At 65.2% G+C, this 20,728-nt stretch carries 19 protein-coding genes; 6 read left to right on the forward strand and 13 right to left on the reverse strand.

The annotated features are described in order from the left end of the window. Positions 1-117: 117 nt before the first annotated feature. Positions 118-891, reverse strand: coding sequence for an MBL fold metallo-hydrolase (locus JQ631_RS16805; RefSeq protein ID WP_212327747.1), 774 nt, complete (start codon positions 889-891; stop codon positions 118-120). Positions 892-905: 14 nt separating this feature from the next. Beyond that, positions 906-1,814: a DMT family transporter gene (locus JQ631_RS16810; RefSeq protein WP_212327749.1), complete on the reverse strand. Its 909-nt coding sequence runs from the start codon at positions 1,812-1,814 to the stop codon at positions 906-908. 98 nt (positions 1,815-1,912) lie between these two features. Here JQ631_RS16810 and JQ631_RS16815 point away from each other — a divergent pair, with 98 nt between their 5' ends. Beyond that, positions 1,913-2,776 carry a LysR substrate-binding domain-containing protein gene (locus JQ631_RS16815; RefSeq protein WP_212327750.1) on the forward strand — a complete coding sequence of 288 codons (864 nt, stop codon included), beginning with the start codon at positions 1,913-1,915 and terminating at the stop codon, positions 2,774-2,776. A 229-nt stretch (positions 2,777-3,005) separates the two neighbouring features. On the opposite strand, the gene pdeM is transcribed toward JQ631_RS16815, so the two are convergent. From pdeM to JQ631_RS16835, 4 genes are all read right to left on the reverse strand, one after another. Continuing rightward, entirely contained in the window at positions 3,006-3,704 is a 699-nt protein-coding gene (gene pdeM / locus JQ631_RS16820) for a ligase-associated DNA damage response endonuclease PdeM (RefSeq protein ID WP_212327752.1), read from the reverse strand. A 155-nt stretch (positions 3,705-3,859) separates the two neighbouring features. Continuing rightward, on the reverse strand, positions 3,860-6,427 hold the full coding sequence (locus JQ631_RS16825; protein WP_212327753.1) for a ligase-associated DNA damage response DEXH box helicase: 2,568 nt from the start codon (positions 6,425-6,427) through the stop codon (positions 3,860-3,862). A gap of 220 nt (positions 6,428-6,647) precedes the next feature. Continuing rightward, complete coding sequence (locus JQ631_RS16830) at positions 6,648-7,877, reverse strand: ABC transporter substrate-binding protein (RefSeq protein WP_212327754.1); 1,230 nt, start codon at positions 7,875-7,877, stop codon at positions 6,648-6,650. A 117-nt stretch (positions 7,878-7,994) separates the two neighbouring features. Then, positions 7,995-8,921 (reverse strand): class I SAM-dependent DNA methyltransferase, encoded by a 927-nt coding sequence (locus JQ631_RS16835; RefSeq protein WP_212327755.1) that lies wholly within the window; start codon positions 8,919-8,921, stop codon positions 7,995-7,997. Positions 8,922-8,974: 53 nt separating this feature from the next. On the opposite strand from JQ631_RS16835, the gene JQ631_RS16840 reads away from it, so the two are divergent. The 4 genes from JQ631_RS16840 to JQ631_RS16855 all read left to right on the forward strand — a co-directional run bounded on the left by JQ631_RS16840 (position 8,975) and on the right by JQ631_RS16855 (position 13,484). Beyond that, the gene (locus JQ631_RS16840) at positions 8,975-10,012 is read left to right on the forward strand and encodes a ligase-associated DNA damage response exonuclease (protein WP_212327756.1); all 1,038 of its coding nucleotides are present in this window, start codon (positions 8,975-8,977) and stop codon (positions 10,010-10,012) included. Beyond that, the gene (locus JQ631_RS16845; RefSeq protein ID WP_212327757.1) at positions 10,009-11,697 is read left to right on the forward strand and encodes an ATP-dependent DNA ligase; all 1,689 of its coding nucleotides are present in this window, start codon (positions 10,009-10,011) and stop codon (positions 11,695-11,697) included. The genes JQ631_RS16840 and JQ631_RS16845 overlap by 4 nt, the downstream gene beginning before the upstream one ends. A gap of 76 nt (positions 11,698-11,773) precedes the next feature. Then, on the forward strand, positions 11,774-12,076 hold the full coding sequence (locus JQ631_RS16850; protein ID WP_212327758.1) for a DUF6460 domain-containing protein: 303 nt from the start codon (positions 11,774-11,776) through the stop codon (positions 12,074-12,076). 82 nt (positions 12,077-12,158) lie between these two features. Continuing rightward, positions 12,159-13,484, forward strand: a complete 1,326-nt coding sequence (locus tag JQ631_RS16855; RefSeq protein WP_212327759.1) for an MATE family efflux transporter — start codon at positions 12,159-12,161, stop codon at positions 13,482-13,484. Between the two features lie 64 nt (positions 13,485-13,548). On the opposite strand, the gene JQ631_RS16860 is transcribed toward JQ631_RS16855, so the two are convergent. Then, positions 13,549-14,646 (reverse strand): quinone-dependent dihydroorotate dehydrogenase, encoded by a 1,098-nt coding sequence (locus JQ631_RS16860; protein WP_212327761.1) that lies wholly within the window; start codon positions 14,644-14,646, stop codon positions 13,549-13,551. Next, positions 14,643-14,987, reverse strand: a complete 345-nt coding sequence (locus JQ631_RS16865; protein WP_212328626.1) for a DUF952 domain-containing protein — start codon at positions 14,985-14,987, stop codon at positions 14,643-14,645. Before JQ631_RS16865 ends, JQ631_RS16860 begins: the two co-directional genes overlap by 4 nt. Positions 14,988-15,292: 305 nt before the next feature. On the opposite strand from JQ631_RS16865, the gene JQ631_RS16870 reads away from it, so the two are divergent. Further along, positions 15,293-15,946: a S24 family peptidase gene (locus tag JQ631_RS16870; RefSeq protein ID WP_212327762.1), complete on the forward strand. Its 654-nt coding sequence runs from the start codon at positions 15,293-15,295 to the stop codon at positions 15,944-15,946. A gap of 199 nt (positions 15,947-16,145) precedes the next feature. Here the strand turns inward: JQ631_RS16870 and JQ631_RS16875 are convergent, their stop codons facing one another. The 5 genes from JQ631_RS16875 to JQ631_RS16895 form a co-directional block, all read right to left on the reverse strand. Then, on the reverse strand, positions 16,146-17,789 hold the full coding sequence (locus tag JQ631_RS16875) for a lysine--tRNA ligase (RefSeq protein WP_212327763.1): 1,644 nt from the start codon (positions 17,787-17,789) through the stop codon (positions 16,146-16,148). 209 nt (positions 17,790-17,998) lie between these two features. Then, complete coding sequence (locus JQ631_RS16880; RefSeq protein WP_212328627.1) at positions 17,999-18,934, reverse strand: ABC transporter substrate-binding protein; 936 nt, start codon at positions 18,932-18,934, stop codon at positions 17,999-18,001. 189 nt (positions 18,935-19,123) lie between these two features. Further along, complete coding sequence (locus JQ631_RS16885) at positions 19,124-19,714, reverse strand: SCO family protein (protein WP_212327764.1); 591 nt, start codon at positions 19,712-19,714, stop codon at positions 19,124-19,126. Positions 19,715-19,738: 24 nt separating this feature from the next. Then, a complete protein-coding gene (locus JQ631_RS16890) occupies positions 19,739-19,933 on the reverse strand; it encodes a hypothetical protein (protein ID WP_212327765.1) in 195 nt (64 codons plus the stop codon). Positions 19,934-20,040: 107 nt separating this feature from the next. After that, positions 20,041-20,568, reverse strand: coding sequence for a Clp protease/crotonase-like domain-containing protein (locus JQ631_RS16895; RefSeq protein ID WP_212327766.1), 528 nt, complete (start codon positions 20,566-20,568; stop codon positions 20,041-20,043). Positions 20,569-20,728 lie beyond the last annotated feature (160 nt).

Raw genomic sequence — 20,728 nt, forward strand, 5'->3', positions numbered from 1 at the left:
GTTCACCGTCATGCCCGGGCTTGTCCCGGGCATCCACGTTCTTAGCGCGTCTACAAAGACGTGGATGGCCGGGTCAAGCCCGCCATGACGAGAGGAGAGAGTGCGCCACGCTTGACATCACGGCGCCTCGATCACTGTCGGCACGCCGGGCTCCAGCAAGCGCAGCCGCGTGCCGAAACCCAGCACATCGAATGTCTTGCGCAGGTCCTCGCCGTTCTGGCGGAAGTGTGCCCAGCCTTCGGTGTGCACGGGCACGATCATCGCATCGGGGAAGGCGCGCGCGGTCTCGATGGTGTCGTTGGTGTCCATGGTGAGATGGAACGGACCCCGGGTTTGCGCGGCACCGGCGAACGGCATCACCACGCCGCATTTGAAGCGGCGCGCGACCTCGGCGACGCCGTCGAACCAGGTGGTATCGCCGCTGATGTAGATGGGACGCGTGTCCTTGCGGCTCGACTGCACCACGAAGCCGATGACGTCGCCCGACAGCGGCTCGATGCCGGCCGGGCCGTGACGCGCCGGCGTCGCGGTGATGGTCAGCGTGTTGCCGTCGTCGTCCTTCAAATGTGCAGTCGCCCAGGGCGCAAGGCCTTCGACATGGCCGCCGAGACGTTTTGCGCCGGCCTCCGTCGTCAGCGCGCGCGGCGCCTTGAGCAGATAGTCGCGGCCGGACTTGTCGAGATTGTCCGAATGCTGGTCGTGGCTCAGCAGCACGGCATCAACAGGGCCGATCGCATCGGCCTTCAATGCGGGACCGATGGTCTTCTCCAGCTTCACATGCGGCAGCTCGTAGGCACCGGGTGCATCGAAGGTGGGATCGGTGAGCAGGCGAAAGCCGTCGATCTCGATCAGCGCGGTGGGACCGCCGATCAGGGTGATGGAAACAGGCATGAGGGGAACTCCTCTTACACGACGGGCTTTGCGGGGCGCGTCACCAGGTAAATGCCGAGCGCCACCGGAATGATCCCGAGCAGGTCACGCGCTTCGACATGCTCGCCGAGCACGATGTAGGCGAACAGCATGCCGAGCGGCGGCATCAGGAAATGATAGGCACTGGCTGCGGTCGCACCACACACTTTCAGGAGATGAAACCAGAGCCAGTAGGCGAGGATCGAGCCGCCGAGCACGAGGAACGCGAAGGCACCGATCAGGCCCGGCGTGAAATCGATCGCATGAACATCCGCGAAGGTGAGCGCGACCGGCGTCAGCACGACGCCGGCGGCGAGATTCTGCACGCCGTTGCCGATCCACAGGGACCCCCTGGGCGCGAGCAGCTTGAACAGGATGGTGCCGGCGACGATCGACGCGAGCGAGGCCAGCGTGAAGAAGATGCCGTGCAGGCTGTCGGTGCCGACCGACAGGCGATGCCAGACGATCAGCGTGACGCCGATGATGCCGAGCAGCAGGCCGCTCGCCTTGCGCCAGGTCATGCCCTCGCCAAGCAGCAGTGCCGCGAGCGCGGCCGTGAACACCGGATTGGCCGAGACGATCAGGCCGCCGAGGCCTGCGGAGACTGATTGCAGGCCGGTGTAGCCAAGCCCGAGATAGAGCGCATTGTTGGCGATGCCGATCACAACGAAGATGAGGGCATCGCGCCACGACAGGGACCAGTCGCCGCGGGCAAGCGTGGCACCGAGAATCAGGACACCGGCGAGCGAGAAGCGCGCGGCGAGCAGGATCAGCGGCGGGCAATGGGTGACGCCGATCTTGCCGGCGACAAACGCGTAGCTCCAGAGCAGGCAAAACACGCCGATGGCAAAAGGCAGCGCGTTGAAGCGGCTGCGGGGGGCGGACATCGTGGAGGCGAGGGACATGGGGCATTCTCCTGAGCCCTCGAGATAGAGAGGCGGCTTGCCATTTGGAAATTAAATGATTAACTGCCAGCAAGTGGATTTCTAAATGGAGGCCGGACATGCTCGATCTTGAGCTTCTGCGCAGCTTCGTCTCGGTGGTCGAGGCCGGCGGCTTCACCCGCGCCGGCGAGCGCGTCCACCGCACCCAATCGACCGTCAGCCAGCAGATCAAGCGGCTGGAGGAGGATGTCGGCCAAGTGCTGCTGCACCGTGACGGCAAGGACGTGCGCCCGACCGAGGCCGGCGAGCGGCTGCTCTCCTATGCGCGCCGGCTGCTGACGCTGGCCGAGGAGGCGCGCGACGTGCTGCGCGAGCCCGACGGCGAAGGCGCGATCCGGCTCGGCATCCCCGAGGACTTTGCGGCCTATCGTCTGGCAAAATTGCTGGGCGCGTTCTCGCGCTCACGTCCGGGTCTGCGGCTGGACGTGCGCGCCGACCAGAGCAGGAACCTCGCCCGCGACCTCGAACGCGGCGAACTCGACCTTGCGCTCTACAAGCGCGAGGCCGGCGGGAAGGACGCGATCGCGGTGTGGCCGGAAGAGGTGCACTGGGTCACCAGCAAGAGCCATCCCGTCGATGTCAACGCGCCGTCGGTGCCGCTGATCGGCTTCCCGCTCGGCTGCCTCTACCGCGCCGGCGCGATCCATGCACTGGAAACCGCCGGCCGCGCCTGGCACATGTCCTACTCGTCATCGAGCCTCGCCGGCATCCAGGCCGCGGTCGCCGCCGGCATGGGCCTCAGCATTCTCTCGGAGATGTCGATCCAGTCAGACCATCGCGTGCTGACGGCGAAGGACGGCTTTGCGCCGATCAGCCGCACGGAAGTGGCGCTGATGGCCGCGCCGAATGCCAGCTCCGCAACGCTGCGGCTGGCGGATCGATTGGCGGAGTTTTGCGAGGACGTGCAGGCGAAGGCGGCGTGAGCTGCGAAACGTATCGCGATCTTTTGCTACGACGTCGGTGCGTTCCCTCCCCCCTTGCGGGGGAGGGCTAGGGAGAGGGGTACCACACGGGACTCTCTCGATTTGCGCGCGACGACTTACAGATAGACCTTTTGCTGGGCTACCCCTCTCCCCCGCCCTCCCCCGCAAGGGGGGAGGGAGCGCAGTGGGGCGTGCGGGAGAGAGGCGCGCAATCAGCGCAGTCAAATCGTCAGTAACACCGCGACGCGGCAATCGCATGCACGCGGCGGTCGCCGAGCAGATGCGCGACAAAACCGTTCTTCGGAAAGATTTTTGCGAATGCGGCATCGCGGATGCTGAGGCCGCCGGCGTAGGCGCCGAAGGCCGGCATCACGGCACGCATCCCGTCGCTGGCGAAGCAGCGCCGCTCCATCGAGCGGCCGCGCGCGGAGACGCGGGCCTTGGGATGGAGATGGCCGGCGATTTCGCCCTGCGCGCCTGTTGGCTCGTGGCGGAAAGTGATCGGGCCGATGGCGACTTCGTCGGCGATGGTGCCGCCGAGATCGCGCGGCAGCATCGGATCGTGATTGCCCGAGATCCAGATCCAGTCGCGGCCGATCTGGAGCGCAGCGACGGCATCGCGATCGTCCGCTGACAGGCGCTCATGCGCCAATCGATCGTGAAAACTGTCGCCGAGCGCAATGACCGTTTTGGGATTATGGCGGGAGATGACAGCAGCGAGCCGACTGAGCGTGGCCAGCGTGTCGTAGGGCGGCAGCAGCACACCACGCATGGCGAAGCTGGAACCCTTTTCGAGATGCAGATCGGAGACCACGAGCAGGCTCTGCTCTTCCCAGAACAGCGCGCCGGAGAGGTCGGCATGGAACGACGCGCCCGCAACGTCCAGCGTGAGCGTTGAAGTAATCGATAGCGCAGCGTTCTCCGTCATGGCCGGGCGTAGCCTTTCGAAGAACGGCGTCGCTTCCGCTCGCCCATGCCCGGCCATCCACGTTCTTGGCATCGCAAGAAAGACGTGGATGCCCGGGTCGAGCCCGGGCATGACGATGTGGATGAAGTTGCGCCCCGAAAATACATTCTCGCCGTCTACGACATCGCTTCCTTGACCAGCTCGTCGGCGGCCTCCGCCAACAGCTCGTCGCCAGCTTCGCCATAGACTGACTCGCGACCGATTTCCAGCATTACGGGGACGGCCAGCGGGGAGACATGGTCGAGTTCCCGATGGGTGATGCGGCCCTGGATGCGCATCAGCATGTCGCTGAGGCGGCGCAGATCGAGCAGGCCGGTGGCGGCATCGGCGCGCGCGGCGCGCAGCAGGACGTGATCGGCCTGATGCTTTCGAAGCACGTCGTAGACGAGGTCGGTCGAGAACAGCACCTGGCGGCGGCTTTTCTCTTCGCCGGTGTGGCGGCGCGCGATCAGGCCGGAGATGATCGCGCAATTGCGGAACGTGCGCTTCATCAGAGCGGATTCGGCGAGCCAGGCTTCTAAATCGTCGCCGAGCATATCGGGATTGAACAATGCGTTGAGGTCGATCCGGCCGTCCCGGATCATGAAGGAGAGATCGCCGAGCGCCCAGATCGCCACGGCATATTCGTTGGCGACGAAGCCGAGCGGCCGGGCGCGGGCGCGCTCCAGCCGGCGCGTCAGCAGCATGCCGAGGGTCTGGTGCGCGAGGCGACCCTCGAAGGGATAGCAGACGATGTAATGCTTGTTGGCGCGCGGAAAGCTCTCGACCAGGAGCTCGCGCACCGCCGGCACGCGCGAGACGTCCTTTTGCAAAGACAACCAATCGCGCACCTGCTCCGGCAAGCCTTTCCAGGCCCGCGCGTCGTCAAGCAACCGGCGCACGCGTTCGGCGAGATAGGTCGAGAGCGGGAACTTGCCGCCCATATAGGACGGCACTTTCGGATCCTTGTCATGCGCGCGCGAGACATAGACCTGATCCTCGACCAGGGTTTCGTAGCGCACCACCTCGCCGGAGAACACGAAGGTGTCGCCGGGCGACAGGCCTTCGATGAAGGCCTCCTCGATCTCGCCGAGCAGCCTGCCGCCGCGCGCGATCACGCCGGTCGAGCCGTGACCGCCGCCGCGCGAGCGCACCAGCCGCACCTTCAGCATGTCGTCCTCGACGATGGTGCCGACATTCATCCGGTAGCTCTGGCGCACTTTCGGGTTGGCGACGCGCCAGCGTCCCTCCTTGTCCTGCTTGATGCGGGCGAAACGCTCATAGGTCTTCAGCGCATAGCCGCCGGAGGCGACGAAATCGACGACGTCGTCGAAATCCTGCCGCGACAGGTTTGCGTAGGGCGCGGCGGTGCGGATCTCGGCATAGAGCTCATCCGAGAGAAACGGCTCGCCGCAGGCGCAACCGAGCACGTGCTGGGCGAGCACGTCGAGTGCACCCAGGCGCAAGGGCGGCGTGTCCTGCGCATTCTCGGCGATGGCATCGATGGCGACGCGACACTCCAGCACCTCGAAGCGGTTCGCGGGCACCAGCACGGCACGCGAGGCTTCGTCGAGGCGATGGTTGGCACGGCCGATGCGCTGCATCAGGCGCGAGGAGCCCTTGGGCGCGCCGATGTTGACGACGAGATCGACATCGCCCCAGTCGACGCCGAGATCGAGCGATGAGGTGCAGACCACGCCGCGCAGTCGGCCACCCGACATGGCGTCCTCGACCTTGCGGCGCTGCGCGACGTCGAGCGAGCCGTGATGCAGCGCGATCGCGAGATTGTCATCGTTCATGCTCCAGAGATTCTGGAACAGCATCTCGGCCTGGCTGCGGGTGTTGACGAAGACCAGCGTGGTCCTGTTCGCCTTGATCAGCTCGTAGATCTCGGGGAGCGCGTGACGCGCGCTGTGACCGGCCCAGGGCAGCCGCTCGCGGGTATCCAGCATCTCGACCTCAGGCGGAGCGGCGCCGCCGGCGAGAACGATGTCCGCACTTTCGGGCCTGTCTTTCGGCTGCGGCACCAGGAAGCGCGCCAGCGATTCCGGCTCTGCGACGGTCGCCGACAGGCCGATCGCGCGCATTTGCGGCGCCAGCCGCCACAGCCGTGCGAGGCCGAGCGAGAGCAGATCGCCGCGCTTGGAGGTCACCAGCGCGTGCAGCTCGTCGAGCACGATGCGCTTGAGCGATGAAAACAAAAACGGCGCGTCGTCGGAGGACAGCAGCAGCGCGAGCTGCTCCGGCGTGGTCAGCAGGATATCAGGCGGATAGCGCCGCTGCCGTTGCCGCCGCGACGTTGGTGTATCTCCGGTGCGAGTCTCGATCTTGATCGGTAGCCCCATCTCGGCGACCGGTCGTTCCAGATTGCGGGCGATATCGACGGCGAGCGCTTTCAGCGGCGAGATGTAGAGGGTGTGCAGGCCGCCGCTGCGCTGCACGGAACGGCCGGTGGAGACGACAGACTTCGCGGCAGAAGGCGGCGCAGAGCTCAGCTCCACCAGCGTCGGCAGAAATCCCGCCAGCGTCTTGCCGGCGCCCGTCGGTGCGATCAGAAGAGCCGAGCGGTCCGCGCGCGCCTTTTCCAGCAGCGCGAGCTGGTGCTCGCGCGGCGACCAGCCGCGCGCCGCAAACCATTGCTGGAAGCGATCGGGCAGCAGCAGCGCGGCAGGCTCGGCCGGAATTTTGCGGATGCGGGGCGGCACGGCATCACAGGTAAGCCGTGGGGATGGGTTCGTCGAGGGGCGGAGAGCCAAGAGCGCGCCACCTCCTTTCCCTCTCCCCCTTGTGGGAGAGGGTGGATCGCCGCGAAGCGGTGAGACGGGTGAGGGGTATCTCTCCGCGAATGATCCCTTCCAAGCGCGCCGAGAGAACCCCTCATCCGGCGCTTCGCGCCACCCACAAGGGGAGAAGGAAGAAAGCGCCCTACTCGACCACCGGCCTGTCCGAGACCTCCCAATCCTTGCCGTTGAAGACCTGGATGAACAGGGTCTTCATCGGCGTGTAGTCGTCGGGGGTGTAGCTGTAAGTGACGCCGTCGAGGAAGAAGGGTGAGTGGAAGCCGTTGAGGGTCGAGGCCTGCTTCAGCACATTGGCCCGGGTCAGATCATCACCGCAGCGGCGCAGGATCTCGCCCATGGTGACGGCCTGGCCGTAGCCGGCATAGGCGATGGTGTTGTCGGGAGCGACGTTCGGCAGATATTTCTTGCGCAGCTCCTCGAACGCCGTCGGGCCCGGATCCTTTTCCCAACGGCCGGGGCCAGCATCCTTCGCATAGCTGATCGAGACGATGTCCTTGGCATTCTCGAAGCCGGCGGCGCTGAGAATGGATTTGCCGGTCGAGCCGGCCGAGAGCAGCTGCAACGGCTTCCAGCCGAGCTCGGCGACCTTGCGGATGGATTGCGACGTCGCCTTGCCGGTGGAGATGTTGTAAAAAACATCCGCGCCCGATTTCGAGAGATTGATCAGCTGGGAATCGACCGTCGGATCGGTGAGATCGTAGGTCTGCTCCATGATCACCTGCGCGGTGCCGCCGGCGTCGGCCAGCACCTTCTTGAAGGGCCCAAGGAAGTCGCGGCCGAAATCGTCGTTCTGATAGAGGATGCCGATCTTGGCGCTGGGCTTCACGTTGACGACGTGGCGCGCCAGGATGCGCGCCTCGGTCGGATAGAGCGGCAGGCCCGCCATCGTCCACTTGAACTCTTTCGGGTTATTCCACTTCGAGGCGCCGGTGTTGAGCAGCAGCTGCGGCACGCCCTTGGAGTTCAGATATTTATGGACGGCCGTCTGCGGCGCGGTGCCGAGCGAGCCGTAGAGCGCCAGCACTTCCTCCTGCTCGACCAGGCGCCGCGTCGCCTCGACGCATTTCGGTGCGCTGTAGGCGTCGTCGAGCGTGAGGAAGGTGATCTTGCGTCCGTTGATGCCACCGCCTTCGTTGAGCATCTGGAAATAGGCCTCACCGACGCGGCCGAGCACGCCGTAGAGCGAGCCGGGACCGGAATGCGGCACGGTCTGACCGATCTTGATCTCGGTGTCGCTGGCGCCCGCATCATATTTCTTCTCGGCGGCCCGGACGTAAGGCGCGGGCAACACGGATGCGGCAATGGTGGCGAGCGCGGCGGCGCTGACATCGCGCCGCGATGGATTCTTCGTCATTGTTGTTTCTCTCCCTAATGCGCGCATTGTGCTGGCTTCGCACTGCGCCTCGCAAGTAGGAAGTCGTCGCTTTGCGACGCAATGACGCTTAAATTGCAGAGGATTTAGCGTCTAGACTCAAGTTTTCGCGGCGACGACGACGAGGCCGCGCACCGGCTCGTTGTTCTCGATGCGCGGCGAGGCCGGCTCGAGCGTGAGCAGCTTCAGCCCCGCCTTCGCAATCGCACCGCGCACATATTCCGCCGAATGGGCATAGCGCAGGCCTTCGCCGAGGACGATGCCATCGCCCGCATGCGTCTCCAGCGTGAAGGCCAGCGTGCCGCCTGCTACGAGCACGCGCCTGGCTTCGATCAGCACCGGCGCGAGATCGGAGAGATAGACGAACGCGTCCGCAGCGACGACGAGGTTCGCGCTGGCATCGCTCTTGGTGCGCAGGCCCTCGATCATGTCGGCGACTTCGAGCTCGGCGTAGAGTCCGGTGGCGCGCGCCTCCTTGATCATGCCGGGCGACAGATCGATGCCGATGAAATGGTCGACCTGCTTGGCGAAGGCCGCGGCCGCAAGCCCGGTGCCGCAGCCGAGATCGATGGTGCGCTTGAAGAAGGCCGGCTTCCTGGCAGCGACGCGCGCGGCCAGCACCGCCTTGAAGATCAGCGCGGGCGCGCGATAGCCGAGATCGTTGATCAGCGCGTGCTCGAAGCGCGGCGCGTATTGATCGAACAGCGCCTGTACATAGGCCTTCGGCATCTCCGCCATCTCGGCGTCGCCGAGTCGCATCAGATGCAGGCCGGCGCCATGCTGATCCCCTGGATCGCACTCGCGCGCCTTGCGAAACGCCGCGATCGCCTTGTCGCGCTCGCCGAGCTGCGCGCGGATTTCGCCGAGCGTGAACCAGGCCGAGGTGAAATCAGGCGCGAGCTCGATCGCCTGCTCGATCAGGTCGGCGGCGGCGGGCAGATCGCCCTTGAGCTGGAGGTCGCGCGCGAACTCGAAGCGGCGGTCGGCCATGAGATCGCCGGAGGTCAGAAACAGGCGGAGCGGCATTGGGAACCAGGTGATGACTCGAAGATGCGGTGAAGCGACCTATATAGCAGGGCATGCGCCCGCAAGACATCCTGCTGCCAACTGCTGACGGCCTGTGCTGCAAGCCCGGCGGCTTCCACATCGACCCCGTCCGCCCGGTCGAGCGGGCCGTGATCACGCACGGCCATTCCGACCATGCCCGCGCCGGCCATGGCGCCGTGCTGGCGACGCAGGAAACGCTGGACATGATGCGGCTGCGCTATGGCGAGAATTTTGCCGGCTCGACGCAAGTGATCCGTTATGGCGAAGAGATCCGGCTCGGCGAGACCAGGGTGAAATTTCATCCGGCCGGACACGTGCTCGGCTCGGCGCAGATCGCGGTGACCTGCAAGGATACCTGCATCGTCGCCTCAGGCGATTACAAGGATGCGCCCGACCCGACCTGCACGCCGTTCGAGCTGGTGCCCTGCGACGTCTTCATCACCGAGGCCACGTTTGGGCTGCCGGTGTTTCGGCACGGCGACGCGGCCGATGAGGTGAGGAAGCTGCTGGCTTCGGTCGCGTTGTTTCCCGAGCGCGCCCATCTCGTCGGCGCCTATTCGCTCGGCAAGGCCCAGCGCGTGATCGCGCTGTTGCGGCAGGCCGGCTATGACGCGCCGATCTATCTGCATGGCGCGATGGAATCGATCACGCACTACTATCAGAGCCGTGGCATCGAGCTGGGCGAGCTCAGGCCGGCGATGGGCGTGAAGAAGGCGGCGCTGGCCGGCACCATCACGCTGGCGCCGCCGTCAGCCACCGCCGACATCTGGACGCGGCGCTTTCCCGATCCACTCACCGCATTCGCGTCGGGGTGGATGCGCGTGCGCGCCCGCGCGCGGCAGCGTGGCATCGAACTGCCGCTGGTGATCTCCGACCACGCCGATTGGGACGGCCTCACCGCGACCATCGCCGCCACCGGCGCCGGCGAGATCTGGGTCACGCACGGCCAGGAGGACGCGCTTGTGCATTGGTGCAGATCGCGCGGCTTGCGGGCGCAGCCGCTCGATCTCGTCGGCTATGGCGAGGAAGAGGAAGGCGAACCGCCGGTTCGGGGCGAGGCCGAAGCATGAACCGCTTCGCCGAACTGCTGGATCGTCTCGCCTACGAGCCCGGCCGCAACAACAAGCTGCGCCTGCTCACCGGCTATTTCCGCGAGGTCGGCGATCCCGACCGCGGCTACGCGCTGGCCGCGCTCACCGGCGCGCTCAGCTTCAAACACGCCAAGCCCGCGCTGATCCGCGATCTCATCGCGTCACGCACCGATGAGGTGCTGTTCGGCTTGAGCTACGACTATGTCGGCGATCTCTCGGAGACGGTGGCGCTGATGTGGCCGAAGGCCGCGATGGCCGCCCACAACAACCCGCCTCCGCCAACGCTGACCGAAGTCGTCACCACGCTGCGCACGCTCGGCAAGACCGAGCTGCCCAGGCAACTCGAACGCTGGCTTGACGAGCTCGACGAGACCGGCCGCTGGGCGCTGCTGAAACTCGTCACCGGCGCCTTGCGCATCGGCATTTCCGCGCGGCTGGCGAAGACCGCGGCCGCCGCGCTTGGCGACAAGGACCCGCATGAGGTCGAGCTGATCTGGCCGGGCCTCGCGCCCCCCTATCCCGACCTGTTCGCCTGGCTGGAAGGCCGCGCGGAAAAGCCTGTCAATCGCGACCCGGCACCGTTCCGCCCGGTGATGCTGGCGCATGCGATCGAAGACACGGATTTCGAAAGCCTCGATCCCGCCGACTACGTCGCCGAATGGAAATGGGACGGCATCCGCGTGCAGGCGGTGGCTGGCCGCGACGACCACGGGCAGATCATCGCGCGGCTTTACTCGCGCACCGGCGAGGACATCACGGGCAGCTTTCCGGACCTCGTGCCGTCATTGCGCCTGCCGGGCGCGATCGACGGCGAGCTGCTGGTCCTGCGCGAAGGCCGCGTGCAGAGCTTCAACGTCCTGCAGCAGCGGCTCAACCGCAAGGTGGTCTCGCCGAAGCTGATCAAGGAGTATCCGATCCACCTGCGCGCCTACGATCTGCTCGGCGACGACGAGAACGACCTGCGCGAATTGCCGTTTGCCGAGCGGCGCGAGCGGTTGGAAACGTTCATCGCAAAACTTGGCGATCCCCGCATCGATCTCTCCCCCACCGTTCCCTTCGCGAACTGGGACGCGCTGACTGCCGCGCGCGCCGATCCCGCGAGCGCCGGCGCGGGCGAGGATGCCGATGCCGTCGAAGGTGTGATGCTGAAGCGGCGCGATGCGCCCTATCTGCCCGGACGGCCGAAGGGCCAATGGTGGAAGTGGAAGCGCGATCCACACATCATTGACGCTGTGCTGATGTATGCGCAGCGCGGCCACGGCAAGCGCTCGTCCTACTATTCCGACTACACCTTTGGCGTCTGGACCGGGACCGAGAACGGCGAGGAGCTGGTGCCGGTCGGAAAGGCCTATTTCGGCTTCACCGACGAGGAGCTGTTGCAGATCGACCGCTTCGTCCGCCGCAACACCACGGAAAAGTTCGGGCCCGTGCGGCATGTCGTCCATGAGGACGACAAGGGGCTGGTGCTGGAGGTCGCGTTCGAGGGATTGCAGCGCTCGCCGCGGCACAAATCCGGCGTCGCGATGCGCTTCCCCCGCATCAGCCGCCTGCGCTGGGACAAGCCGCCGCGCGAGGCCGACCGCCTGGAAACGCTGGAAAAGATGCTGAAAGCGGACGAATCCCTACCAACAATTAAGGTTGCAACGTCCGCCGATGGCCATTGACGCGCCGTTGCGGGTTCCCCATGTGCCCCGCCGTGACCTATAATCGGGGACGAATCCCCGCGAGGAGTTTTCTGAGATGGCCCATGACGTCAGAGATTTGCCGGCCGGCCGCAGCGATGGGCTGAACCGCTTTCTCGGTGGCTCGCCGCTGGCGGTCGCGTTTCGCCTGGTGCTGCTCTCGATCCTGGTCGGCGTCGTGCTGGCCGCGATCGGCTTCGACCCCTGGAATATCCTCATCAGCATTCGCCTGCTGTTCCAGCGCATCTGGGATCTCGGCTTCGATGCCGTGAACTGGCTGTGGCGCTACTTCCTGCTCGGCGCGGTCATCGTGATCCCGATCTGGCTGCTCTCGCGCGTATTCGGCTCGCCGCGCCGATAAGCCCTTCCGCACGCGACCGACGCAGATACGTCATGTCGGTCGCAATGGTGCAATCGGGCGGATGGTCAGGTAGACGCAGCTGATGAATGCACCGCTTCATCCCAGGGTCGGCTCCCGCCAGGTGTTCGCCATCGCGGGCCCTGCGATGGTCGCGAACCTCACCACGCCGCTGATCGGCGTGGTCTCCACCACGGCGATCGGCCGGCTCGACGATGCCGCGCTGCTCGGCGGCGTCGCGATGGCCTCCGTCATCTTCGACTGCCTGTTCTGGCTGTTCGGCTTCCTGCGCATGAGCACGCTTGCTTTCACCGCGCAGGCGCTCGGCGCCGGCGAGACGCGCGAGCAGACCGTGATCCTGGTGCGGGGCTTCATCGTTGCCGGCCTGATCGGCGGCGCGCTGATCGCGCTGCAGATGCCGCTCGCCGGCGCGCTGTTCGACCTGATGGGCGGCAGCGCCGGCGTCACGCACGCCGCCAAGACCTATTTCATGATCCGGATCTGGTCGTCGCCGTTCGCATTCGCGAATTATGTCATTCTCGGCTGGCTGGTGGGACAGGCACGCGCCAATCCGGCGCTGGCGCTGCAGGTCGTCATCAACCTCATCAACATGGCGGCGACGATTCTGCTGGTGCTGGTCTACGACACCGGCATCGCGGGTGCGGCGATCGCCGCGTTGCTGTCGGAGAGCATCGGCTTCGTGATCGGCGTCATCGTCTGCCGGCGCCATGCGCATGGCGGCTTCGCTGTGTCCCGCGCGACTCTGTTCGACCGCGCCAAGCTGATGCGGCTGCTGGCTGTCAATTCCGACATCATGATCCGCACTGCGGCACTGATCACTGTGTTCCTGTTCTTCACCGCCAAGGGCGCGCGCGCCGGCGACGTCACGCTCGCCGCGAACTCCGTGCTCAACAATTTCCTGCTGGTCAGCGCCTTCTTCCTCGACGGCCTTGCCAACGCCGCCCAGCAGCTCTGTGGCCGCACTTTTGGCGCGCGCGATGCAAAGGGATTTGCCGATTCGACCCGGCTGGTGCTGCTGTGGGGTCTCGGCTTCGCACTGATCGTCGCGGTTTTGTTCGCGCTGTTCGGACCTGCGATCATCAATTTCATGACCACGAGCGAGGACGTCCGCCGCGCCGCGCGCGACTTCCTGCTGTTCATCGTGCTGGCACCGATCCCCGGCGTGTTCGCGTTCGGCTTCGACGGCATCTATGTCGGCGCCACCTGGGCCCGCGAGATGCGCAATCTGATGCTGGTCTCGCTCGCGATCTTCTTCGGGATCTGGCTGGCGCTGCAATCATCAGGTAATACCGGACTATGGTGCGCGCTGCTCGCGTTCTATGCTGCGCGCGGCGGATTGCAGGGCGCGCGCTATCCGGCGCTGTACAGGGCGACGTTTCCGAAAATCTAACGATCATGTCCCGGAGCGCTGCAGCGTGAAACGCTGCTGCGCAGAGCCGGGGCACGAGACTGCGTTACAACCCCGGCCAGTCTTCCGCCGTCAGCGTTGCGGCGTCGGCGCCGACGATCTCGGACAGCGAATCCCGGCCCGTGCGCAGCAGGGTCGAGGAGAGATCGCGCTTGATCTCGTCGACGAGGCCGAGGCCCTTGTAGACCAGCGACGAATAGAGCTGAACAAGACTCGCGCCGGCGCGGATTTTCGTCAGCGCGGCGCCGCCGGAGTCGATGCCGCCGACGCCGATCAGCGGGAATGCGCCCTCGACGCGCACATAGGTCTCGGCGACCATGCGCGTCGACAGCCGGAACAGCGGCCGGCCGGACAGTCCGCCCTGCTCCTTCGAGCGCATCTCCTCGCGCAGCGTGCTCGGCCGGGCGATGGTCGTGTTCGACACGATCATGCCGTCGACCCGGCGCGAGCGCGCGACCTGCACGACATCATCGAGCTGGGCGAGGCTCAGATCAGGCGCGATCTTCAGCAGAACCGGCGTATCGCCGGCCTTCTGCCTGACGCGCTCGCGTGCATCGATCACGCGCCCAAGCAGATCATCGAGCAGTGTGCCTTCCTGCAGATTGCGCAAGCCCGGCGTATTCGGCGAGGAGACGTTGACGGTGAAATAGCTCGCGACCGGTGCGAAAGTCTCGATCAGCTTGACGTAGTCGGCGACGCGATCAGGCGAATCCTTGTTGGCACCGACATTGACGCCGACGAGGCCGCCGTTCGCCGCGCGCGCGGCAAGCCGGCGCAACGCAACGTCTGCGCCGTCATTGTTGAAACCCATGCGGTTGATGACGGCTTCGTCGCGCTCGAGGCGAAACAGCCGCGGCCGTGGATTGCCGGCTTGGGGCTTCGGCGTGACCGAGCCGATCTCGACGAAGCCGAAGCCGAGCCGCAGCAGCGCATCCGGCACTTCCGCGCTCTTGTCGAAGCCCGCGGCCATGCCGATCGGGTTGGGAAAGTTCAGCCCGAAGGCGCGCACCGCAAGCTTGGGATCATCCGGCCGCGATTTGACAGGCGGCAGGAAGCGCAGGCCCTGGATCGCGAGGCGGTGCGCATCTTCCGGATCGAGCCAGCGCAACACCGGTAGCGAGAATGCATCGAATGCGCGGATCACGGGGCAAGCTCCGGTATGTCGTGGCCGCCATCGGAGCGCATGTTGAGGTTCATCACAGAGAGCACCGCGCCGAGATCGAGGTCGCCATAGAGATGCGGAAACAGCTCGTCGTTGCGCGATCGCTCCCAGCGCAATTCGCCGCCGAGCGCATCGCCGTCGACCTCGATCAGGAACAGCGCGCGCTGGCCGAAATAATGCTTGCGCAGGGTCTCGGGAACCTGGGTGGCAGTCGAAAAATGGATGAAGCCATCGCGCGAATCGTCCGCGCTGCCGCTGTACACGCCCTGCCGTTCCGCCTCGCGCCAGGCCGAGGCCGGACAGATTTTGTAGATCTTGACCACCGCTTGCGCAGCCCTGTTTGCCCGTTGAGTCAGCTTGTTGAGTCTCTTGGGGTTTTTCGCCTCGAACGGGTCTTCAAAACCCGGCGAGACCGTAAAGGCGGCTCCTTCCGAACTCAAGACCCAGAGCCTTTTCCGTTTCGATTTCGTCGGAACGGGGTTCTGGATTGCTGTTTTGGCGCGTTTTCCTGACGTGAACCGATCCCCACTTCGCTTGAAAACGTGTCCGCTGCCACCCCTTGCGCGAAAAACGGAAAACCGGTTGATTTGAGGATAGTTTTCCTGAGTTGCGACGGGCTGGACCTTCCATGGTCAAACAGGCCAAAGCGCAGAGGATGCTGACCCACGACCAGATCTGGGCCGCGCTGGACCGACTGGCCGCGCGCGCCGGGCTGTCGCCGTCCGGCCTCGCCAAACGGGCCGGGCTCGACCCCACCACCTTCAACAAGTCCAAGCGCGTCACCTCCGACGGCCGCGAGCGTTGGCCCTCGACCGAATCGATCGCGAAGGCGCTGGCGGCTGCGGAAGCGTCGATCGAGATTTTTGCCAGGCTGGTCGACGATGATGCCGGTGACGGCCGCACCGTACCGCTGCTCGGCTTCGCACAGGCCAGCGCGAACGGCGCGTTCGACGAATCCGGCCTGCCATCCGGCAAGGGCTGGAGCGAGATCGTGCTGCCGACCGCCGAAGACAACCGCGCCTTTGCGCTCGAGATTTCCGGCGATGCGCTGATGCCGGCCTATCGCGGCGGCGATGTCATCCTGGTCTCACCCGGCGCACCGGTCCGCAAAGGCGATCGCGTGGTGGTCAAGACGAAGGCGGGCGAGGTGATGGTCGCAACGCTGAAGCGCCGCACGGCGAAGGCGCTGGAGTTACGGTCGTTCGATGCGACGCAGGCCGAGCGGAGCATGGCAGCGAGCGATGTGGCGTGGATCGCGCGGATCGTGTGGGCGAGCCAGTGAGGGGTGTTCAGCGGCCAACATACAGTCGGTGTCGTCCCGGCGAAGGCCGGGGCCCATAACCACAGGGAGGAGTTTGGCGGAGAGTAGACGTTACGCCTTCTTCGAGGCGAAGACCGCCCCTCCTCGATAGATCACGCGGTATGGGTCCCGGCCTTCGCCGGGACGACAGCGGAGTGTGGAGCAGGAAGCAACACGCCTCTCACGCACTCCGCGCCAGCGCGCCGTCGATCATGTTGACCGCGTTCTGCACGCCGTACACCGCAACGAACGAGCCGAAGCGCGGGCCTTTCTCCTGGCCGAGCAGCACCTGGTAGAGCATGTTGAACCAGTCGAGCGTGACCCCCGGTCGACCGTCCTTGCCCTTCTTGACCTGGTCGAGGAACGGCTCGCGGCGGCCGATCTCGTAGACGACGTTCTGAATGTCTTCGGCTGATGCCTCCGACGGCAGCTGCGACAGCGCTTCGCGCAGATCCTGCAACGCGGCGCGTTCGGTATCCGTGGGCACGCGGAACGTTTTCGTCGGCGCGACGAAATCTCGATAATAGTTGATGGCGTAGCCGACCATCGCGTCCAGCTTCGGATGCGTCTGCGGGCTCACGCCGGGACGATAGCGGCCGATGAAACCCCACAGCGTTTCGGCATTCTCTGCGTTCGACGACGACACCAGCGTGAGCAGAAGCTGGAACGTGACGGGCATGTCGGCCTTCGGCGGATGGCCGGCATGGATGTGCCAGACGGGATTGCCGAGCTGCTGCTTGCCATCCTGCCTGGCAAAACCATCACTGAATTGCTGGTAGTCGTCGACGTTGCGCGGGATGACGTCGAAATACAGCCGCTTGGCCGCCTTCGGCTCGCGATACATGAACAGCGTCAGCGATTCCGGCGAGGCGTAGCGCAGCCATTCGTCGATGGTGAGACCATTGCCCTTCGACTTCGAGATCTTCTGGCCCTGCTCGTCGAGGAAGAGTTCATAGTTGAAGCCTTCAGGGGGCGTGGCGCCGAGCGCCCTGGCGATCGCGCCGGAGAGCTTCACGGAATCGATCAGATCCTTGCCGGCCATCTCGTAGTCGACACCGAGCGCGACCCAGCGCATCGCCCAGTCGGCCTTCCACTGGCATTTGACGTTGCCGCCGGTGACGGGCGTCTCGACTTCCTGGTTGGTGTCCGGGTCGACATAGGTCACCGTTCCCGCCGCGACGTCGCGGCGGACCATCGGCACCTGCAGCACGACGCCTGTGGTCTTGCTGATGGGAAGAAACGGCGAATAGGTCGCGCGGCGATCGGGGCCGAGCGTCGGCAGGATGATGTCCATCACCTTGTCGTAGGCAGCGAGCATCTTGAGCAGCGTCGCGTCGAAGCGGCCGGACTTGTAATAGACGGTCGAACTCGCGAACTCGTAGTCGAAGCCGAAATGGTCCAGGAACGCGCGCAGGCGCGCGTTGTTGGCGTCACCGAACGACGGATGCTCGTTCGAGAACGGGTCCGGCACCGCGGTGAGCGGCCGCCCCAGATATTGCGCCAGCAGATCCTTGTTCGGCACGTTGTCAGGCACCTTGCGGAAGCCGTCCATGTCGTCGGAGAAGGCGAGCAGGCGCGTCTTGATCTTATCCTCGGTGAGCACGCGGAAGGCATGCCGCACCATCGAGGTGCGTGCGACTTCGCCGAACGTGCCGATATGCGGCAGGCCGGAGGGGCCGTAGCCGGTCTCGAACAGCACCTCGTCCTTCGGGCTTTTCTTGAGCCGCGCGACAATGGCCTTCGCCTGCTCGAACGGCCAGGCGTTGGATTGTTCGGCGAGCGCACGAAGATCGCTCGGGCTCATGTTGGGATCGATAACGGACATTCAGAAGGGCCTCCGGGCCGCGGAAAATAGCGATTTCCGGGCAGAATGCAATTTTGTGGGCCGGTGTCGCCTCTTGCACCATCATTGCGAGCGACGCGAAGACTGTCACCGAGGAAGCAGTCTGGATTGCTTCGTCGCACCAGTGCAAAATTGCTACGCAATTTTGTCACGGGCTCCTCGCAATGACGGCGGAGAGAGCAGCGAACAACTCAAAACGGGCTCACCGAAAAATACTTCAGCCACAGATCGGTGTAGCGGCCTTTTTCCCAGACGCGGAACAGGGCCCAGTTCAGGGCCTGGCGCAGCACGTCGTTGCCCTTGCGCACGGCGATGCCGATGCCTTCGCCGAAGAAGCGGCTCTCGACGAAGGGGCCGCCGGAGAAGGCGCAGCAATCGCCGGAGTCAGTGCCATTGAGCCAGAACGCCAGCGAGATGGCATCGCCGAAGATGAAATCGACCTCGCCCTTGCGGAGCGCTGCGCGCAACGCATCGTCGTTGGGATAGGGGTGCAGCTCGGCGTCGGTGAACATCGCTTTCAGATAGGCCTCATGCGCGGAGCCCGCGATGACGCCGACCTTCTTGCCCTCGAGATATTCGGGCCGGATCTCCGGCATCACCGCGTCCTTGCGCGAAGCGAAGCGCGCGGGCACGCGATAATAGGGATCGGTGAAATCGACGCGCGCGCGCAGTTGCGGGCTCACCGCCATGGACGCAATGATGGCGTCGCCGCGGTTGGAGGTGAGCGCATCGACCAGCGTCTCGAAGCGGCGCATCTGCACCGTGCAGGAGACCTTGATCTCCTCGCAGAGCGCGCGGGCGAGATCGACATTGAAGCCGGCCGGATTGCCGTCGGCGCCGGTGAAATTGAACGGGGGGTAGTCGGTCTCGGTCAGGAAACGGATCACGGTCAGGCGCGACAGGTCCGGACGTTCCGGACGCCGCCGCGGGTCCCAGAAGCCGGGCACGGCCTGGGGAGCGGCTTGAGGCGTGGTTTGGGGCGTCGCCTGAGGCGCAGCGGGCGGCTGCTTGGCCGGGGCTTGCGCGCGAGCGCCAGGCAGGCCGGCGAACAGGCACACGGCGACGGCGAGCCCCGTCAGCAAGCCACGGGCAGATTTGGACGATTTCGCCTGTTGCGATGGAGCCATCGGCCGGAAATGAGCGATTTCAGTGAGATCGGAGGCCTTATAGACCATCCGTCCGGGAACGCGAGCGGTGATTGTGGCCTTGTATAGCCTTGCGGTCGTCATGCCCGGGCTTGTCCCGGGCATCCACGAACTTCTTTGCACAGCCCAAGACGTGGATGGCCGGGTCAAGCCCGGCCATGACGGCCGGGATTAGAGGTACCGCTTCAGCTCGGTCGCCGCCTCTTCCGGGCTGCGCTTCAGGTTGAACGGCGAGACGAAACGGCCGTCGCGGTCCATCAGGTAGATCAGCGCGGTGTGGTCCATGGTGTAGTCGCCGTCCTTGGTCGGGACCTTCTTGGCATAGACCCGGTAGGACGTGATCACCTTGGCAGTCTCGGCAGGATCGCCGCTGAGGCCCTCGAGATGCGGATCGAAGCTCGAGAGGTAATCCTTCATGGTCGCAGGCGTGTCGCGCTCGGGGTCGACCGAGATGAAGACGGCATTGACCTTGTCGGCGTCCTTGCCCATCGCGCGCAACACTTCCGACATCTCGAACAGCGAGGTCGGGCAGACGTCAGGGCAATGGGTGTAGCCGAAGAAGATCAGCGTCGGCTTGCCCTTGAGGTTCTTCTCGGTGACGGCCTTGCCATTCTGGTCGGTGAGCTGGAACGGGCCGCCGATCGCGGCCGGCTGCGCCACCTTGCTGACCCCGCCCATGGCCCAGAACAGCACCAGCAGGCCGACGACGAGGCTCGAGGCGAAGGCGGTCGCGATCGCCAGCGGACGGGCAGTGGAGCTCATGAGCGGAAAACTTCCTGTCGCGGATCAGAAGCAGGCGGCAAAACCGGTCCTGATCATTTCGAAGAACACCTGGGAGCCATAGTGGAACCAGAGCGCGAGCGAGCCGATCACCATCAGTCCGCCGACGCCAGCACCGGCCCACAGCAGCACGGATGGCGCCCGCCCGGCATTGGGCGAATTGTCCTGTAACGGATGGGTGGGGTGCAGTGGTTGGGCCATGGCAATGATCGGGGCGAAGGTCCCGGTTCCCTGCCCTTCAAATAGACTTTGGCCCGCCGACGGACAAGCGCCGCGGGCGGACCAAAAATCACATCGTGATGATGGCCTTAGTGAAGCAGCTGGCCCCGAGCGGACTCCAATTCGTCCGCTTTCGGCGAGGGCCGGGACAAGGCGGGCTTGCTGGTGGAGGCCTGTGCGTCGAGATAGCAGGGCTTGTACATGGCCTGGAGCTGCCTGCCCCTCAGGAACAGCATATGCGGCGTGAGGCCACCGCGCTGCGTGATCCAGCGCTTCACCTGCGAGGGATACATCGCATAGAGCATCTGGGTTGCTTCGGGATTGGTGACGGCCCGGCCATTGCTGCCGAAATCCCAGGCGGCGTGGAAGCCGAGCGTCGCGTGCGAGGTGACGCAGATGCGGTCGCGCGGGATGGCGCCGAGGACGATGGTACAGGCGGAAGCGCAGAGGCCGTCGATGATGACGGTGTCGCCTGATTGCCGCAGGTCCTGGTACTTGTCGACGTAGGTTCCGATCCGTCCGCCGCGGTCATCCGCGATCCGAACCACCGCGTGAGACGCCCCCATGCCGGCGATCGCAAGAAGGACCACCGCAAGCAACCCCGTCAGAAACTTCATGGTCCCCCGCCCCAGTCGTTTTCGAATCTGTGTGTCAGCTGGTGATGCCCGCCTAGCGTCGGTCCACTCCGTGGTTTTGTCTAGGCAGGCCGGCTCGCTCAAAACAAATTCAAATCCAGTGTTGCGTCCGCGCTGCACTCGGCCTGCCTCAATCCCAAAG

It is taken from the genome of Bradyrhizobium manausense (genome assembly GCF_018131105.1).
GTDB classification, from domain to species: domain Bacteria; phylum Pseudomonadota; class Alphaproteobacteria; order Rhizobiales; family Xanthobacteraceae; genus Bradyrhizobium; species Bradyrhizobium manausense_B.

What these genes read in the sequence shown, in the direction of transcription:
- JQ631_RS16805 (WP_212327747.1), bottom strand. Translation starts at nt 891, where the DNA reads ATGCCTGTTTCCATCACCCTGATCGGCGGTCCCACCGCGCTGATCGAG.
- JQ631_RS16810 (WP_212327749.1), bottom strand. Translation starts at nt 1,814, where the DNA reads ATGTCCCTCGCCTCCACGATGTCCGCCCCCCGCAGCCGCTTCAACGCG.
- JQ631_RS16815 (WP_212327750.1), top strand. Translation starts at nt 1,913, where the DNA reads ATGCTCGATCTTGAGCTTCTGCGCAGCTTCGTCTCGGTGGTCGAGGCC.
- pdeM (WP_212327752.1), bottom strand. Translation starts at nt 3,704, where the DNA reads ATGACGGAGAACGCTGCGCTATCGATTACTTCAACGCTCACGCTGGAC.
- JQ631_RS16830 (WP_212327754.1), bottom strand. Translation starts at nt 7,877, where the DNA reads ATGACGAAGAATCCATCGCGGCGCGATGTCAGCGCCGCCGCGCTCGCC.
- JQ631_RS16835 (WP_212327755.1), bottom strand. Translation starts at nt 8,921, where the DNA reads ATGCCGCTCCGCCTGTTTCTGACCTCCGGCGATCTCATGGCCGACCGC.
- JQ631_RS16840 (WP_212327756.1), top strand. Translation starts at nt 8,975, where the DNA reads ATGCGCCCGCAAGACATCCTGCTGCCAACTGCTGACGGCCTGTGCTGC.
- JQ631_RS16845 (WP_212327757.1), top strand. Translation starts at nt 10,009, where the DNA reads ATGAACCGCTTCGCCGAACTGCTGGATCGTCTCGCCTACGAGCCCGGC.
- JQ631_RS16850 (WP_212327758.1), top strand. Translation starts at nt 11,774, where the DNA reads ATGGCCCATGACGTCAGAGATTTGCCGGCCGGCCGCAGCGATGGGCTG.
- JQ631_RS16855 (WP_212327759.1), top strand. Translation starts at nt 12,159, where the DNA reads ATGAATGCACCGCTTCATCCCAGGGTCGGCTCCCGCCAGGTGTTCGCC.
- JQ631_RS16870 (WP_212327762.1), top strand. Translation starts at nt 15,293, where the DNA reads ATGGTCAAACAGGCCAAAGCGCAGAGGATGCTGACCCACGACCAGATC.
- JQ631_RS16875 (WP_212327763.1), bottom strand. Translation starts at nt 17,789, where the DNA reads ATGTCCGTTATCGATCCCAACATGAGCCCGAGCGATCTTCGTGCGCTC.
- JQ631_RS16880 (WP_212328627.1), bottom strand. Translation starts at nt 18,934, where the DNA reads ATGGCTCCATCGCAACAGGCGAAATCGTCCAAATCTGCCCGTGGCTTG.
- JQ631_RS16885 (WP_212327764.1), bottom strand. Translation starts at nt 19,714, where the DNA reads ATGAGCTCCACTGCCCGTCCGCTGGCGATCGCGACCGCCTTCGCCTCG.
- JQ631_RS16890 (WP_212327765.1), bottom strand. Translation starts at nt 19,933, where the DNA reads ATGGCCCAACCACTGCACCCCACCCATCCGTTACAGGACAATTCGCCC.
- JQ631_RS16895 (WP_212327766.1), bottom strand. Translation starts at nt 20,568, where the DNA reads ATGAAGTTTCTGACGGGGTTGCTTGCGGTGGTCCTTCTTGCGATCGCC.